The following is a 14,631-nucleotide window of genomic DNA, read 5'->3' as shown; positions in this document are numbered from 1 at the left end:
GTACGGCCGCAACCCCCCTTCCGCTTTTCGAGAAAGGACCGCCGTGGGCGTCAGCCTGAAGGATGTCGCGCTGCGCGCCGGCGTGTCGGTGAAGACCGTCTCGAACGTCGTCAACGACTACCCGCACGTGACCCCCCGCACCCGTGAGCGGGTCCAGCGCGCCATCGACGAGCTGGGCTACCGGCCCAACCTGACGGCACGTCACCTGCGCAAGGGCCGCACCGGCCTGATCACCCTGGCCATCCCGGAACTGGGCAACCCCTACTTCGCGGAAGTGGCCGGGGCGGTGATCGACTCCGCCGCCCGGCACGACCTCACGGTCCTGCTCGACCACACCGCGGGGCTGCGGGAGAAGGAGCTGCTGGTCTCTCAGGGCTTCCGCTCGCACGTCATCGACGGCCTGATCCTCAGCCCGATCGGGCTGGAGCGCAAGGACCTGCTGGACCGGCCCGAGGGTCCGCCCATGGTGCTGCTGGGCGAGCGCGAGTACGAAGGCCCCTACGACCACATCATGATCGACAACGTGGGTGCGGCCCGGATCGCGGTGCGCCATCTGCTCGATCTCGGCCGGCGCCGGGTGGCCTTCCTCGGCGCACGCCGCGAGAGCGCCCGCCAGCCCGCCCACCTGCGCCTGCGCGGCTGGCGGGAGGCCATCACCGCGGCCGGCCTGGTCCCCGACGAGTCCCTGGTGGTGGCCACCGAGGGCTACGACCGGGCCGACGGCGCCGCCGCGATGGCCTTTCTGCTCGACCGCGACCAGCGTCCCGACGCCGTCTTCGCCTACAACGACCTGATCGCGCTCGGCGCCATGCGCACCCTGGTCGAACGCGGCCTGCGGGTGCCCGACGACATCGCGGTCGTCGGCTTCGACGACATCGAGGAGGGCCGCTACGGAGCGGTCTCGCTGAGCACCGTCTCACCCGACAAGACCGGCCTCGCCCGCCTCGCCGTCGACTGTCTGGTGGAGCGCATCGCCGCCCGGGGAACCGACACGCCGCCGGCGGCCCGCCTGATCCAGCCCGGCTACCGGCTGATCGTGCGCGAGTCCACCGCGGTCCGCAGGGCCTGACCGACACCGCCCCCAGCGCCGCCGTACACCTCCGACGACCGAGGACGAGGATGTCGATACCTCACCGCACCGTGACCGGCTCACCGTACGGCACCGCTCCCGACGGCACGGCGGTGCACCGCTGGCGGCTGGACTCCGGCAGCGGCGTCAGCGCGGACGTGCTCAGCTTCGGAGGCATCGTGGCCGGGCTGCGGGTGCCGGATGCCTCCGGAGACGTCGGCGACATCGTGCTCGGCCTGCCCGACATGGCCGCCTACTCCGCCCCCCATCCCTACCTCGGCGCACTCGTCGGCCGTTACGCCAACCGCATCGCCGGCGGTGAGTTCACCCTCGACGGACAGACCCATCGCGTGCCCGTCACCGACCGCGGCCACGCGCTGCACGGCGGCCCCGACGGCTTCCACCGGCGGGTCTGGAAGGGCGGCCCGGCCTCCGGCAACAGCGGCGGGTTGGCCGCGCTCTGCCTCCAACTGCACAGCCCGGACGGCGACATGGGCTTTCCCGGCGTCCTCGACGTCGAGGTCACCTACAGCCTCGACCGCAGCGGCACCCTCGCCGTCGAGTACCGGGCCCGCACCGACCGTGCGACCGTCGTGAACCTCACCAACCACTCCTACTTCAACCTCGCCGGAGGCCATGGCGACGTGCTCGGTCACACGCTTCAGCTGGAGGCGGACGCGTACCTGCCGGTGACCGCCGAGGCGATCCCGCTCGGCCCGCCCGTGCCCACGGCGGGCACCGCCTTCGACTTCCGTACCGCCCGCCCGATCGGGGACCGGATCGCCGAGGAGGACGCCCAGCTGACCGACGCCGGAGGGTACGACCACTGCTGGGTGCTCGCCCCCTCCGCAGCCCCGGGCGTGTTGCGCCGCGCCGCCTGTCTCGCGGACCCCGGCAGCGGCCGGCGGATGGAGGTGTGGACCACCGAGCCGGGCATCCAGGTCTACACCGGCAACGCCCTGGACGGATCGCTCACGGGGCCGGGAGGCAAGCCCTACGAGCGCCATGGCGCCGTGTGTCTGGAGACCCAGCACTTCCCCGACTCGCCGAACCGGCCGGAGTACCCGAGCACGGTCCTGCGCCCGGGCCAGGAGTACCGCAGCCGCACCGAGTTCCGCTTTCCGCACCTGACGTCCTGAGCAGCCGGCTGGTGCCGGCGGCGCGGGAAGTCGTGCGACGCCTCCGGGGATCACGGCAGCCGCTCGTCAACCGACCGATGAAGGAACGGAGTTGACATGACAGTCGTACCGAGGAAACGACGGCGCAGAACATGGCGGCGTCAGGTGGGCGCGGCCGCGGCGCTGGCCGTGGCCGCCGCCATGACCCTGGCGGGCAGCGGTCCCGCCGCGGCCGGCGAGGCGCGGCAAGGCCACCGCATTCCGGCCGTCACCTCCGGCGACGCCCGCTTCGAGGTTCTCTCGCCGACGCTGATCCGCACCGAGTACGCGGGCGACGGTAAGTTCACCGACGATCCCACGTTCAACGCGATCGGCCGCGACGGCTTCGCCCCGGCCTCCTACACCACCGAGACCTCCGACGGCTGGCTGACCATCTCCACGAGCGCGCTGACCCTGCGCTACCGGGTCGGTTCCGGACCGTTCGACGCCAAGAACCTCTCGGTGCGCCTGAAGGCGGGCGACGCCCCGGTGACCGCCACCCCCTGGCAGCGGCTGACCTGTGGGCCGGGCGATCTGTGCGAGGCGGAGAACCTCCGGCTGGACGGCGTGTCCGTGGCCTCCGACCACGCCGGGCACACCGGTACCGGCTTCGCCGCGGGATTCACCGGAACGGGCAGCTCGGCGTCCGCCGACATCGATGTCAAGGACGCGGGGACCTACGACTTCGCCCTGCGGTACGCCAACTCCCTCGGCGGCGACGGCAAGAACCAGACCCGGACGCTGACCCTGTCGGTCGACGGCGGCGCACAGCAGGCGGTGACCCTGCCGGCCACGGGGAACTGGGACACCTGGAAGCTCGCCACCGCGAGCGTCGAGCTCGGCTCGGGCCACCACACGATCGCGCTGACCCGTACCGCGTCGGACAGCGGGAACGTCAACGTCGACAGCGTCGCGCTGGTGCGCCCCGGCGAGCCGTACCCGCCGGTGTCCCGCACGGCGATCACCGACTGCCTGCTCGGGGTGAGCTGCGAGGCGGAGGCCGGCCGGACCGCCGGCACCGCGACCAGTGCCACCGACCACCAGGGCTACGCGGGCGACGGCTTCGTCGCCGAGCTGAACCAGGGGTCGAGCCTGACCACGCATCTGGCCGGGGTGCCCGCCGACGGCACCTACACCCTGCGGGTGCGCTACGCCAACGGCACCGGCGGCGACGGTCTTCACCAGACCCGCACCGCCTCGGTGTCCGCGGGCACCGGCACCGGCACACTGACGCTGCCGGCGACGAAGGACTGGGACGACTGGCAGACCGCCTCCATGCCGGTGGCCCTGAAGGCGGGCGAGGACGACATCACCCTCGGCTGCCCCGACACGGCGAGCTGCCACGTCAACCTGGACACCGTCTCCGTGACCCCGACCGGCGCCGCGGCCCCGCAGCCGCACCTCGCGCTCGGCGGCTACCGCCGCGGCCTGGACGGCGTGACCGGCAACGGCGACGCCCCCGCGACCACCCCCGGCCTGCTCCACAGGGACGGCTGGTACCTGCTGGACGACACCCCGTCGGCGCTCTACGACACCGCGACGCAGAAGGTGACACCGCGCCCCTTGCACGGCGGCGAGCCGTACCAGGACGGCTACCTCTTCGGTTTCGGCCACGACTACAAGCAGGGTCTCACCGACCTCGCCACCCTGACCGGGCCGCCCGCGCTCCTGCCCTCATGGGCGTACGGCGTGTGGTACTCGGAGTACATCGACCGCACCGCGGCCGACTACGAGAACACCATCCTCCCCGCCTTCCGGTCCGAAGGCGTCCCGCTGGACGTGCTGGTGACCGACACGGACTTCAAGGCCGTGAACAACTGGAGCGGCTGGGAGATGGACCCGGGCAGGTTCCCCGATCCGAAGGGGTTCTTCGACTGGTCGGCGGCGCAGGGGCTGCACAACACGCTCAACGTGCACCCCAGCATCCTCGCCTCCGACCCCCAGTTCGCCCAGGCGCAGGCCACGGCCAAGGGCAAGCTGACGAAGGGGGGTTGCGCCTCGGGCGCCTCCGTGGAGAACAACTGCTACACCTTCGACTTCGGTGATCCCGACCAGCTCAAGGCCTATCTGGACCTGCACCGCACCATGGACGAGCAGGGCAACGACTTCTGGTGGCTCGACTGGTGCTGCGACTCCTCCCAGTCATCGCTGCAGGGCGTGACGCCGGACGCCTGGATCAACCAGCAGTACGCCACCCTCACCGGCAAGACCCTCGGCCGCGGCTTCGTCCTCTCGCGCGCCTACGGCTCCCTGCAGGCCGGCGGATACAGCGGCCAGCAGGCCCTGCCGACCGGCCCCTGGGCGGACAAGCGCACCACCGTGCACTTCACCGGAGACACCTCCTCCACCTGGGGCGCCCTGAAGCTGGAGGTCGGCTACACCCCGGGCGAGTCGGCGGCGACCGGCATGGCCGCCATCACCCATGACATCGGCGGCCACAACGACACGACGGGACTGACCGGTTCGGAGACCTACACCGACGCCGGCCAGACCCGCACCACGCACAAGCTGCCCGACGACATGTACGCCCGCTGGGTGCAGTTCGGCGCCTTCCAGCCGATCGACCGCCTGCACAGCAACCACAGCGACCGGCTGCCCTGGCAGTACGGCACCGAGGCCCGCACGTCCGCCGACAGGTTCCTCAACCTCCGCGAGAACCTGGTGCCGTACACCTACTCGCTGGCCGAGGAGGCGAACCGCACCGGCGTGCCGATCGTCCGCCCCACCTACCTGGAGTATCCGGAGGAGGCCCAGGCGTACGCCACCGCGGGCAGCGAGTACTTCTACGGCTCGGACGTCCTGGTCGCCCCGGTGACGACGCCGGGGACGACCGCGACCACCTCGGTGTGGTTCCCGCCCGGCCAGTGGACCGACTACTTCACCGGCAAGACCTACCAGGGCGGCACCACCCAGGACGTCACCACCGGCCTGGACACCATGCCCGTGTTCATCAAGGCCGGCGGCATCCTGCCCACCCGCACCCACGACGTCACCAGTGACGACAAGGCCAAGCTGACCGACGTCACGCTGACCGTCGCCACCGGCGCGCCGGGGTCGTACCGCCTGTACGAGGACGACGGGACCACCATGCAGAAGGGACACAGCGCCACGACGACCATCCGGTACGGCCGCAGCGGCTCGCGCCACACGGTGACGATCGGTCCGGCACGGGGCTCCTTCCCCGGCCAGGTGGAGAACCGGCAGTGGACGCTGTCCCTGCTGGGGATGTCCCACGCGCCCACGAAGGTGACCGCCACCGGCGTCCGGCTGGCCGCCTCCGACTACAGCTGGAACAGCTCCACCGGGACGCTCACGGTCACCCTGCCCCCACGCAGCGTCCGCACGCCGGTCACCGTCACCTACCAGTAGGGAGCGGGCACAGCCAGGTGTGGCCGCCCGTGACCGGCACGGGCGGCCACACCGGCTCACCGCATGCTTGCCCTCGTACTTGCCCATGGCGGACACACTCCCTCTGGGGAAACGGCGGTGGGATGTCGTCCGGCCGGTCGGCCCGGCCGGACGGGATCGAGTCAACAACCGTCCTGGCGGGGGCGTCCAAGACCCGTTCTGCACCCCGTCATGCACGAACCGCATGACGAGTAGGCTGCGGGTATGCCCGACGCAGCCGCGCCCCCACCGGCGTCCCGCCCCGGCCCCGAGCCGGATCTCAGACTGGTGCGGTACTTCACGGTCGTCGCGGAGCATCTGAACTTCGCCCCGGCGGCCGAGGCGCTGCACGTCGCCCAGCCCTCCCTGAGCCGCCAGATCCAGCGCCTGGAGGACGCGCTCGGCGTGCGCCTGCTGGAGCGCACCCCGCAGGGCAGCCGCATCACCGCGGCCGGTGCGGCCTTCCTCCCGCAGGCACAGACCCTCCTGCACACGGCTCAGCAGGCGGTGCGCGCCGCACGTGCCGCCGCGCCGCCTCGTACGATCACCGTGGGATACGTCGAGGACCTGGTCGTCACCCCTGCCGTACGGGACCTGCGCCGCCGTCACCCCGACGCCCACGTCCGCACCCGTCACCTGGACTGGGACGAGGCCCGGGCCCTGCCGGAGGGCCGGGTCGACGCGCTCGTCGTCCGCACCCCGCTGCCCATCCCGGACGACGGCCTGGACCTCACCGTCCTCCACGACGAACCCCGGGCCCTGCTCGTGCCCGCCTCCCACCGCCTGGCCGGGAAGGAGTCGGTCACCCCGGACGACTCCGCCGGCGAGCCCCTCGTGGCCTGTGCCGGCATGGCCGCGGTGTGGACTCGCCGACGGCCGGGCCATCGCCCTGGTGCCGGTCGGCGACCGGCGCCGCACACTCCGCGACGACCTCGCCACCGTCCCCGTCGAGGGAATCGAACCCTGCCAGGTGGTGGTCGCCACGCGTGCGGGCGACCGCAACCCGCTCGTCGCCCGCTTCCGTGACTCCGCGCAGAACCTCCTCACCCGCGATGCCTGACGTGCCCCGGTCGGACAGCCGCACCGCCGCAGGTGACCTTCGCTGCCGCAAGGTCGATACTGCCCATAGACGGGACGGGCGACCTGCTACATCGGGCGGCCGGCACCACCTGACATACCGTCACCAAAGTCGATATGGAGTCAGCAAGAACCGCCCTCACCACCGGTGACCTGCGAAGGCGCAGGTCATGAGCCCACATGTCAAGCTCGCGAGGAGACACCCATGAGGATGCTGATCAACGTGCCGGAGACCGTCGTGGCGGACGCGCTGCGCGGGATGGCGGCGGCGTATCCGGATCTGACCGTGGACGTGGAGCACCGGGTGATCGTCCGCCGGGACGCTCCGGTGGCCGGGCAGGTCGCGCTGGTCTCCGGTGGCGGGTCGGGGCACGAACCGCTGCACGGCGGTTTCGTCGGCCCGGGCATGCTGTCGGCCGCCTGCCCCGGAGAGGTGTTCACCTCACCGGTGCCGGACCAGATGGTGCGTGCCGCGGCGGCCGTGGACAGCGGCGCGGGCGTGCTGTTCGTGGTGAAGAACTACACCGGCGACGTGCTCAACTTCGACATGGCGGCCGAACTGGCCGAGGACGAGGGCATCCAGGTGGCCAAGGTGCTCGTCGACGACGACGTGGCGGTCACCGACAGCCTGTACACGGCCGGCCGGCGCGGTACCGGCGGCACCCTGTTCGTGGAGAAGATCGCCGGCGCCGCCGCGGCCGAGGGACAGCCTCTGGAGCGCGTGGAGTCCATCGGGCGTCAGGTGAACGAGAACTCCCGGAGTTTCGGTGTCGCGCTCAGCGCCTGTACGACGCCGGCGAAGGGCTCCCCCACCTTCGATCTGCCGGACGGCGAGCTGGAGTTGGGCATCGGCATCCACGGCGAGCCGGGCCGGGAGCGGCGGCCGATGATGACCTCCGGGGAGATCGCCGACTTCGCGGTGAACGCGATCCTGGAGGACATGCCGCCGCGCAGCCCCGTGCTGGTGCTGGTCAACGGCATGGGCGCCACCCCGCTGCTGGAGCTGTACGGCTTCAACGCCGAGGTGCAGCGGGTGCTGCGCGAGCGCGGGGTCGCGGTGGCCCGCACGCTCGTCGGCAACTACGTCACCTCCCTGGACATGGCGGGCGCCTCGGTGACGCTCTGCCAGGCCGACGAGGAGTTGCTGCGCCTGTGGGACGCGCCGGTGCGGACTCCCGCGCTGCGGTGGGGGATGTGATACGGCCGACGAGGCGACCATCACCCGTACCACGGCGCTCAACTCCCCTACCAAGCAAGGAGATCCAGTGCTCGACGCCGACTTCTTCCGCCGCTGGATGGTGGCGACCGCCGCGTCCGTGAACCGCGAGGCGGACCGGCTCACCGCGCTCGACTCGGCCATCGGCGACGCCGACCACGGCAGCAATCTGCAGCGCGGCTTCACGGCCGTGCAGACCGCCCTGGACAAGGAGGCGCCGGACACCCCCGGCGCGGTCCTGGTCCTGGCCGGGCGGCAGCTCATCTCCACGGTGGGCGGCGCGTCCGGGCCGCTGTACGGCACCCTGCTGCGCCGGACCGGCAAGGCGCTGGGCGATGCCGCCGAGGTCGGCGAGCAGCAGCTGGCCGAGGCGCTGCGCGCCGGCGTGGACGGGGTGATGGCGCTCGGCGGTGCCGCCCCCGGCGACAAGACCATGATCGACGCCCTGCTGCCCGCCGTGGACGCGCTCGGCGACGGCTTCGCGGCCGCGCGGGCCGCCGCCGAGGAGGGTGCGGTGGCCACCACTCCGCTGCAGGCCCGCAAGGGCCGGGCCAGTTATCTCGGCGAGCGCAGCATCGGCCACCAGGATCCGGGCGCGACCTCCTCGGCGCTGCTCGTCGCCGCGCTGGAAGAGGCGGCGGAGGGCGGCCGGTGAGCGACGAGAAGGTGGTCGGGATCGTGCTGGTGTCGCACAGCGCGGAGGTGGCCGCGTCGGTCGCCGAACTGGCCAAGGGCCTGGCGGGCGGGGCGCCCGCCGTGCCGGTGGCCCCGGCGGGCGGCACCGAGGGCGGCGGGCTCGGCACCAGCGCGGAGCTGGTCTCCGCCGCGGCGGCCTCGGTCGACCGGGGAGCCGGGGTGGCGGTGCTCACCGACCTCGGCAGTGCCGTGCTCACGGTGAAGGCGCTGATCGCCGAGGGCGACGAACTGCCGGACGGGACCCGGCTGGTGGACGCTCCGTTCGTCGAGGGCGCGGTGGCGGCGGTGGTCACGGCCGCCGCGGGCGCCGATCTCGACGCGGTGGAGGCCGCGGCGAAGGAGGCGTACGGCTACCGCAAGGTGTGACGCGGCCGCGGGGCCGGCCGGTCATCTGTTCGCGACGAACAGCCTGGCCAGCCGTGTTCCCGCGGCCACCGCCGCCGCGTGGTCCTGGATGGGGGCCACCCTGGAGTGCTTGAAGACGACGTAGGTGACACCGGAGGGTGTCCCGCCGACGCGCGGGTCGGCCCCGATGCCGAGGCCACGGGCGGTGGCGTAGGACGCCTCGCCGATGATGTCGCGCGGACCGGTGTCGCCGACGACGGCGTACTGCACCCGGTCCTGGTAGATCACGGCGGCGACGGAACCGCCCCGCACGCCGTGCGCGCCGGGGTTCCAGATGCGGCTCGGGGCCGGGACGACGATGTAGGGCAGGGCGGCGGCGTTCAGCTGGCGGCCGTCGGACTGCTGACAGGCGGTCGTGGCGGCGAACTGCGGGTCGGTGCGCCGGTTGCAGCGGGCGGTGGGCCGTCCGTCGCAGTCGACGTCCAGGTCGGCCTGCCAGAAGACGGCGTCCCGGGTGTCGCAGACGGGCACGGTCGCGGGGCTGCCCGCGTCGGTGCGGTACCGGCCGTGGGAGATCCGGCGGCACGCGCCCAGCCGGGCCAGCAGGTCGCCGGCCGCCACGGCGCCCTCGCTGTGGGCCGCGGGGTGGGCCCGCGGCGGGACGGCGACGGCCGGGTCGGGCAGCGTGGCCGGTGTGAGCAGCGCGGCGCCGATCATGGCCGGCGTCAGCAACGGGACAAGCACGATGAGGGACCCTCTCGTCGGGGACGGGGCGGACGTCCAGCCCCTGGGGCCCGGACGTCGAGCACACTTTGGTGCGGGTCCGCACCCGCGAACGCCCCGGCCGCACCTCGAGAGGGCCGGATGGAGCACCTTCTGACCACCCGTGAGGGACATCGCCGGCAGACAGCGGCGACGGTGACGACAGGGGCCGGGGATCCGGGCCGAGACCGGTCCGGATCCCCCGGCCGCCCGCGTCGGCGCGGGATCGGCGACGACAGCGTGTCCGCGCCACAGGCGTGAACTTCCGGGCCATTGCGGGGAGTTCAGCCGTAGGGAGCCTCAGCATACGTACCCTCCGGCTTGGTCACCAACGCGGGCCCCACTGCGGTCACTCACCTGGACCGTCCTCGGTCACCTGCCTGGAGCCGCACGCGTCACCCAGAGGAACCAGCGCGGCTCCCCACCGCCGCCCTCTTGCCCTCGCCGTACCCGCCCCGCCATATTGGTCCGGACCTTTGCGCGAGGGCCGTTTGCGTGACGGTCCTGTGCGTGATGTGCCGATGCCGCCGTCCCCGGGGAGGCAGAGCCGTGCGACGCGTTCCCTGGCCGCTCCTGCCGGTCTGCGGGGCCCTCCTGCTGGCCGTGTCCTGCGGCTGGGGCCAGGCTCGCGAGGGCGACGAAGGGCGGGCGCCCGGCGCACCGGCCGGGGTCACCGCGCAGGCGGGCAGCGCCACCAGTGTGCACGTGATGTGGAACGCGGTGCCGGACAGCACGCGTATCCGCGCCTACGAGGTCTATCGCGGCACCACGAAGGCGCAGGAAGTGCCGGGTTCGCAGCGCATGGTGGACGTCACCAGGCTCAGGCCGTCCACCCCGTACTCCTTCACCGTGCGGGCCCGGGACACCGAAGGACGGCTCGGCCCTCCGAGCCGTCCGGTCACGGCGCGGACACCGGCCCTGGCGGCGGCGGACCGCTCGGCGCCGACCCGGCCCGCCGCTCCCGCCGGGCGGGTGCTCGGCGCCCGGGAGGTCCAGCTGTCGTGGGGCGCGTCCCGGGACGACCGGGGTGTGGTGTCGTACGACATCTGGCAGGGCGGGGCGAAGATCCACAGCGTGGGCGGGAACCAGACGGCGGCCGTGGTCACCGGGCTGCGTCCCGGCACCGCGTACGCCTTCACGGTGCGGGCCCGGGACGCCGCCGACAACCTCTCCCCCGCGAGCGCGCCGGTCCGCCTCAGCACACCGGGCACCGACGACGCCCGGGACACCGCGCCCACCGGCTTCACCGCGCGCACGCACCGCTCCGGCGGGGCGTACTACATCGACCTGGCCTGGGACCCGCCGCGCACGGACGGCGTCATCACCGAGTACCAGATCCAGCTGGACGGCACCACGACGACCTCCCTGGTCTGGGGCGGCACTCCCCCGCACGGCCGCTCGACCTACAGCTTCTACGCCGGCCGCACCGCGGGAGAGCACCACCGCGTACGACTCCGGGCCAGACTCCCCGACGGCACATGGGGCGGCTGGACGCCACAACGCACAACGACGACAGGCAACTGAGAGACCCCGACTTGCCCACCCCTTGAGGGCAGCCGCGCCACGGACGACCCGCACCCGGCACACGCCCAGGCGCCCCAACCGCCTGCGCCGGGCGGAGGAAACGGCCACCCGCCCGGCCGCCTCCCGGGTGCGCGCGGACCGGGACCCGCGTTGGCTGCTGACCAGGCAGCACGGACGTTTCCCGACCCCCGGCGGCGCAGGGGGCGTCCCGCCGACCGCGCCCCCCGAAAGGCCAGCCCATGCACACCTCGCGACTCCTCCTCCGCTCCGGCCCCGCCCTGGCGGCCGCCGCCGTGCTCCCGGTCGCCCTCGCCGGGCCGTCCGCCGCGGCCGCGGGCATCTCCGCCAGCACCACGGGATCCACCGTCTCGGTGGTCACCAGCGCATGCTCCGAGATCAACGGCACCTGGGGTACGGCGGCCCTGCTCACCGCCAAGCAGAGCACGGTGGGCCAGGGCCGGCAGGCGCCGCTGACGGGCACCACCGTCCGTCAGTCCGCGGCCTGGAAGGGGGTGAGCCCGGGGACGTACACCGTGGTCGTGGTCTGCTCCAACGGCAGCGCGGCGGGCAGCCAGGCGGTGATCGTCTCCTCCGGCGCGGGGTCGAAGACCGCGGCGACGGCCTCGCCGGTGCCCGCCCGGGGCGTGCTGAGCGGTCTGGGCGGGGCCGCCCGGCACTACGGCCCGCTGACGCTGGGCGTCGGGGCCGCCGTCGTGGGCACCGGCATCGTCGCCACGGGCTGGTATCTGCGCCGGCGCGCCAAGCCGTACCGGCTCTGAGTCACCGGCCGCGCACCCGGCTCAGCCGCCCTGGGGCAGTTCGGCGAACTCCGCCAGCGCGTGGCTGAGCCACTGGGTCCAGAAGGTCTCCACCTCGATGCCGGCCCGCAGCACGAGGTGGCGCAGCCGGTCCTCGGGGGCGTCCCGGCCCGGCGGGAAGTCCCGCTTCTCGATCTCCTCGTACTCGGCCAACTGCCGCCGGTGCAAATCCAGATGGCGGCGCAGGTCCGCCTCCAGGCCGGCCGTGCCGACGACCGCAGCGGCGCGCAGCCGGAGCAGGAGGGCGTCCCGCATCGGCTTGGGGTCCTGCGCGGCGGCGGTCCAGCGGGCGAGTTCGGCGCGGCCCGCGGGCAGGACCTCGTAGCTCTTCTTCTGTCCGCGGGCCGGCGCCTCGGCCGGCAGGGTGCGGATGAGGCCCTCGGCCTCCAGCCTGCCCAGCTCGCGATAGATCTGCTGGTGCGTCGCGGACCAGAAGTAGCCGATCGACTTGTCGAACCGGCGCGTCAGTTCCAGTCCCGACGACGGCTTTTCCAGCAGGGCGGTGAGGATCGCGTGCGGGAGTGACATGGCCTCATCCTAGGGATCGCCGGGCTGCGCCCTACAGCGCCGCCGCCAGCTCCGTGCCCTGCTTGATGGCCCGCTTGGCGTCCAGTTCGGCCGCGACGTCCGCGCCGCCGATCAGATGGACGCTGCGCCCGGCGGCGGCCAGCTCGTCGTACAGGTCGCGGCGCGGCTCCTGGCCGGTGCACAGCACCACGGTGTCGACCTCGAGAACCGTGCTCTCCTCGCCGACGGTGATGTGCAGGCCGGCGTCGTCGATCCGGTCGTAGCGCACGCCCGGGACCATGGTGACGCCGCGGTGCTTGAGCTCGGTGCGGTGGATCCAGCCGGTGGTCTTGCCGAGGCCGGCGCCGACCTTGCTGGTCTTGCGCTGGAGCAGGTGGACCTGGCGGGGCGGGGTGGGCCGCTGCGGCGCGGCGAGGCCGCCCGGCGCCCGGTAGTCCATGTCGACGCCCCAGGCGCGGAAGTACGTCCCGGGGTCCTCGCTCGCCTTGTCGCCGCCGTCGGTGAGGTACTCGGCGACGTCGAAGCCGATGCCGCCGGCGCCGAGGATCGCGACCCGCTCGCCGACGGGGGCGCCGTCGCGCAGCACGTCGAGGTAGCCGAGGACGCGGGGGTGGTCGACGCCGGGGATGTCCGGGACGCGCGGGGTGACACCGGTGGCGACGACCACCTCGTCGTAGCCCTCCACGGTCTCGGCGGTGACCCGGGTGCCGAGGCGTACCTCGACGCCGTGCGCGTCGAGCTGGTGGCGGAAGTAGCGCAGGGTCTCGTCGAACTCCTGCTTGCCGGGGACCTTGCGGGCGACGTTGAGCTGGCCGCCGATCTCGCTCGCGGCGTCGAAGAGGGTGACGTCGTGGCCGCGTTCGGCGGCGCTGACCGCGCAGGCGAGGCCGGCCGGGCCGGCGCCGACGACGGCGACGCGCTTCTTCAGCCGGGTCGGGGAGAGCACCAGCTCGGTCTCGTGACAGGCGCGCGGGTTGACCAGGCAGGAGGTGATCTTGCCGCTGAAGGTGTGGTCGAGGCAGGCCTGGTTGCAGCCGATGCAGGTGTTGATGGCCTCGGGCGTCCCGGCGGCGGCCTTGGCGACGAAGTCGGCGTCGGCGAGCATCGGACGGGCCATCGACACCATGTCCGCGTAGCCGCCGGCCAGCAACTCCTCGGCCAGCTCGGGGGTGTTGATGCGGTTGGTGGTCACCAGCGGCACGGACACCTCGCCCATGAGCTTCTTGGTGACCCAGGTGTAGGCGCCGCGCGGCACGGAGGTGGCGATGGTCGGGATGCGGGCCTCGTGCCAGCCGATGCCGGTGTTGATGATCGTCGCCCCGGCGGCCTCCACGGCCTTGGCGAGCGTGATCACCTCGGCCAGGGAGGAGCCGCCCGGGACCAGGTCCAGCATGGAGAGCCGGTAGATGACGATGAAGTCCTCGCCGACGGCCTCGCGGACCCGCCCCACGATCTCGACGGGGAACCGCATCCGGTTCTCGTAGGAGCCGCCCCAGCGGTCGGTGCGCTGGTTGGTCTGGCGGGCGGTGAACTCGTTGATGAGGTAGCCCTCGGAGCCCATGATCTCCACGCCGTCGTAGCCGGCCTGCCGGGCGAGGCGGGCGGCGTGGACGTAGTCGTCGATGGTCCGCTCGACGTCCGCGTCGCTCATCTCGCGCGGCACGAACGGGCTGATCGGAGCCTGCAGCGGGCTGGGCGCGACCAGGTCCTGGTGGTAGGCGTACCGCCCGAAGTGCAGGATCTGCATCGCGATCCGGCCGCCCTCGCGGTGCACGGCCTCGGTGACGGTCTTGTGCTGCTCGGCCTCCGCCTCGGTGGTGAGCCTCGCGCCGCCCTCGTACGGCCGGCCCTCGTCGTTGGGCGCGATGCCGCCGGTGACGATGAGGCCCACCCCGCCGCGGGCGCGGGCCGCGTAGAACTCCGCCATCCGCTCGAAGCCGCGCTCGGCCTCCTCCAGGCCGACATGCATGGAGCCCATCAGCACCCGGTTGGGCAGCGTGGTGAAGCCCAGGTCGAGCGGGGTCAGCAGATGCGGGTAACGGCTCATCGGGC

The 14,631-nt window shown here is 73.0% G+C and carries 11 protein-coding genes and 1 pseudogene; 9 read left to right on the top strand and 3 right to left on the bottom strand.

The window, feature by feature from the left end; all coding sequences use genetic code 11:
* The first annotated feature begins 43 nt into the window (after nucleotides 1–43).
* The 7 genes and pseudogenes from AB0950_RS11275 to AB0950_RS11245 all read left to right on the top strand — a co-directional run bounded on the left by AB0950_RS11275 (nucleotide 44) and on the right by AB0950_RS11245 (nucleotide 8,968).
* A complete protein-coding gene (locus AB0950_RS11275; RefSeq protein ID WP_360145941.1) occupies nucleotides 44–1,069 on the top strand; it encodes a LacI family DNA-binding transcriptional regulator in 1,026 nt (341 codons plus the stop codon).
* A 56-nt stretch (nucleotides 1,070–1,125) separates the two neighbouring features.
* Nucleotides 1,126–2,208 (top strand): aldose epimerase family protein, encoded by a 1,083-nt coding sequence (locus tag AB0950_RS11270; protein ID WP_366778439.1) that lies wholly within the window; start codon nucleotides 1,126–1,128, stop codon nucleotides 2,206–2,208.
* A gap of 180 nt (nucleotides 2,209–2,388) precedes the next feature.
* Nucleotides 2,389–5,595 (top strand): TIM-barrel domain-containing protein, encoded by a 3,207-nt coding sequence (locus AB0950_RS11265; protein WP_366778438.1) that lies wholly within the window; start codon nucleotides 2,389–2,391, stop codon nucleotides 5,593–5,595.
* 243 nt (nucleotides 5,596–5,838) lie between these two features.
* Nucleotides 5,839–6,673 (top strand): annotated as a pseudogene (locus AB0950_RS11260) (LysR family transcriptional regulator).
* A gap of 222 nt (nucleotides 6,674–6,895) precedes the next feature.
* The gene (gene dhaK, locus AB0950_RS11255; protein WP_360145947.1) at nucleotides 6,896–7,888 is read left to right on the top strand and encodes a dihydroxyacetone kinase subunit DhaK; all 993 of its coding nucleotides are present in this window, start codon (nucleotides 6,896–6,898) and stop codon (nucleotides 7,886–7,888) included.
* A 67-nt stretch (nucleotides 7,889–7,955) separates the two neighbouring features.
* The gene (gene dhaL / locus AB0950_RS11250; RefSeq protein ID WP_360145950.1) at nucleotides 7,956–8,561 is read left to right on the top strand and encodes a dihydroxyacetone kinase subunit DhaL; all 606 of its coding nucleotides are present in this window, start codon (nucleotides 7,956–7,958) and stop codon (nucleotides 8,559–8,561) included.
* Nucleotides 8,558–8,968 (top strand): PTS fructose transporter subunit IIA, encoded by a 411-nt coding sequence (locus AB0950_RS11245; protein WP_330341642.1) that lies wholly within the window; start codon nucleotides 8,558–8,560, stop codon nucleotides 8,966–8,968. The genes dhaL and AB0950_RS11245 overlap by 4 nt, the downstream gene beginning before the upstream one ends.
* Before the next feature lie 21 nt (nucleotides 8,969–8,989).
* Here AB0950_RS11245 and AB0950_RS11240 read toward each other — a convergent pair whose 3' ends face one another.
* Nucleotides 8,990–9,691 (bottom strand): glycoside hydrolase family 75 protein, encoded by a 702-nt coding sequence (locus AB0950_RS11240; protein WP_366778367.1) that lies wholly within the window; start codon nucleotides 9,689–9,691, stop codon nucleotides 8,990–8,992.
* Nucleotides 9,692–10,258: 567 nt separating this feature from the next.
* On the opposite strand from AB0950_RS11240, the gene AB0950_RS11235 reads away from it, so the two are divergent.
* Nucleotides 10,259–11,233 (top strand): fibronectin type III domain-containing protein, encoded by a 975-nt coding sequence (locus tag AB0950_RS11235; RefSeq protein ID WP_360145956.1) that lies wholly within the window; start codon nucleotides 10,259–10,261, stop codon nucleotides 11,231–11,233.
* A 239-nt stretch (nucleotides 11,234–11,472) separates the two neighbouring features.
* Entirely contained in the window at nucleotides 11,473–12,012 is a 540-nt protein-coding gene (locus AB0950_RS11230; protein WP_360145959.1) for a hypothetical protein, read from the top strand.
* Nucleotides 12,013–12,033: 21 nt separating this feature from the next.
* Here AB0950_RS11230 and AB0950_RS11225 read toward each other — a convergent pair whose 3' ends face one another.
* Both AB0950_RS11225 and AB0950_RS11220 read right to left on the bottom strand, forming a co-directional pair.
* Nucleotides 12,034–12,579 carry a PadR family transcriptional regulator gene (locus tag AB0950_RS11225; protein ID WP_360145962.1) on the bottom strand — a complete coding sequence of 182 codons (546 nt, stop codon included), beginning with the start codon at nucleotides 12,577–12,579 and terminating at the stop codon, nucleotides 12,034–12,036.
* Between the two features lie 31 nt (nucleotides 12,580–12,610).
* Nucleotides 12,611–14,626, bottom strand: coding sequence for an NADPH-dependent 2,4-dienoyl-CoA reductase (locus AB0950_RS11220; RefSeq protein ID WP_366778366.1), 2,016 nt, complete (start codon nucleotides 14,624–14,626; stop codon nucleotides 12,611–12,613).
* Between the last annotated feature and the right edge of the window lie 5 nt (nucleotides 14,627–14,631).

This window comes from Streptomyces sp. NPDC007189, from assembly GCF_040703635.1.
Classification (GTDB): Bacteria; Actinomycetota; Actinomycetes; order Streptomycetales; family Streptomycetaceae; genus Streptomyces.
This window is presented reverse-complemented; position numbering and strand designations above follow the sequence as displayed.

Excerpts from the sequence above, each read along its gene's own strand:
- AB0950_RS11220 (WP_366778366.1), bottom strand. The coding sequence starts at position 14,626 with ATGAGCCGTTACCCGCATCTGCTGACCCCGCTCGACCTGGGCTTCACC.
- dhaK (WP_360145947.1), top strand. The coding sequence starts at position 6,896 with ATGAGGATGCTGATCAACGTGCCGGAGACCGTCGTGGCGGACGCGCTG.
- AB0950_RS11265 (WP_366778438.1), top strand. The coding sequence starts at position 2,389 with ATGACCCTGGCGGGCAGCGGTCCCGCCGCGGCCGGCGAGGCGCGGCAA.
- AB0950_RS11225 (WP_360145962.1), bottom strand. The coding sequence starts at position 12,579 with ATGTCACTCCCGCACGCGATCCTCACCGCCCTGCTGGAAAAGCCGTCG.
- AB0950_RS11230 (WP_360145959.1), top strand. The coding sequence starts at position 11,473 with ATGCACACCTCGCGACTCCTCCTCCGCTCCGGCCCCGCCCTGGCGGCC.